The organism is Acutalibacter caecimuris (genome assembly GCF_034335085.1).
GTDB lineage: Bacteria > Bacillota > Clostridia > Oscillospirales > Acutalibacteraceae > Acutalibacter > Acutalibacter caecimuris.
In genome coordinates this window covers 1-1,142 of sequence record NZ_JAWXXJ010000075.1, presented here as the reverse complement: position 1 = coordinate 1,142, position 1,142 = coordinate 1, and the positions used below count along the sequence as shown (strand labels likewise).

General features: G+C 55.1%; 1 protein-coding gene. It reads left to right on the top strand.

Annotation, left to right across the window (positions count from 1 at the left end; all coding sequences use genetic code 11):
- On the top strand, nt 1-1,142 hold a 1,142-nt coding region (locus U8U01_RS17190; protein ID WP_322176808.1), incomplete at both ends, for an MSCRAMM family protein.

Sequence of the window (1,142 nt, the reverse complement as noted above, 5' to 3'; positions counted from 1 at the left end):
CTGCTCCCCTATGGTGTGTACACCGTCCGCCAGACCAAGGGCTGGGATGGGCGCGAGCTTATGAAAGATTTTGAGGTGTTCATCAATAAGGATGGCGGCGTGTACCGGTATCTCATCAACAATGCCCCCTTCACCAGCTACGTCAAGGTAATCAAGACCGACGCCGAGACCGGCAAGGCTATCCCCTATGCCGGGGCTGGCTTCCAGATTTTTGACCCCAACGGTCAGCTTGTTACAATGAAGTTCACTTACCCGGCAGTCACCACTATCGATACCTTCTATACCACCACCGATGGAACTCTCATTGCTCCGGAGGTTCTGCCCTACGGAACCGGATACTCTCTGGTGGAGGTGCAGGCCCCTTATGGCTACGTCTTGAACTCCGAACCGGTCTATTTTGATATAACTCCTGACAATTCCACCGAGGAAAGTGCCGTCACCGTGGTAGAAGTCGAGCGGCCCAATATGCCTCAAAAGGGCACCATCAGCATCACCAAGCTGGGCGAGGTGTTCTCCTCCGTAACAGTTCTGGGCGGCAGTTCTGTAGATGAAAATGGAAACGAAGTAAACCTGCCTGTCAGTTACCAGCCAGTCTATGAGGAAAAGGCTCTGGAAGGTGCGGTCTATGAGGTTACCGCCGCCGAGGACATCATCACCCCGGACGGTACCCTGCGCTATGCTGCGGGCGAGGTGGTATCCACCCTTACGACCGCCCAGGACGGCCCCGTTGCCACCGAACCCCTCTACCTGGGGAAGTACCAGGTGCGGGAAGTGGAGGCCCCCTTTGGCACCGTGTTGGACACGGAGTGCCACCTTGTGGAGTTGACCTATGCAGGTCAGGAAGTGGAGATCACCGAAACCGCTGCTATCCTCCACGATGACCGGCAGAAGATAAAAATCAGCCTCAAAAAGATGTTGGAGCAGGACGAGCGGTTCCAGCTTGGCATGAACGGCGAAATTGCCACCGTGCAGTTTGGACTGTATGCTACCGAGGATATCACCGCCGCTGACGGTTCCATTATTCCCGCTGATGGGCTGATTGAAACCATAAATTGTGCTGAAGATGGCTCCGCTGTGTTTGCCACCGACCTGCCTCTGGGCAGCTACTATGTCAAAGAGATTAGCACCGACAAGCACTACAC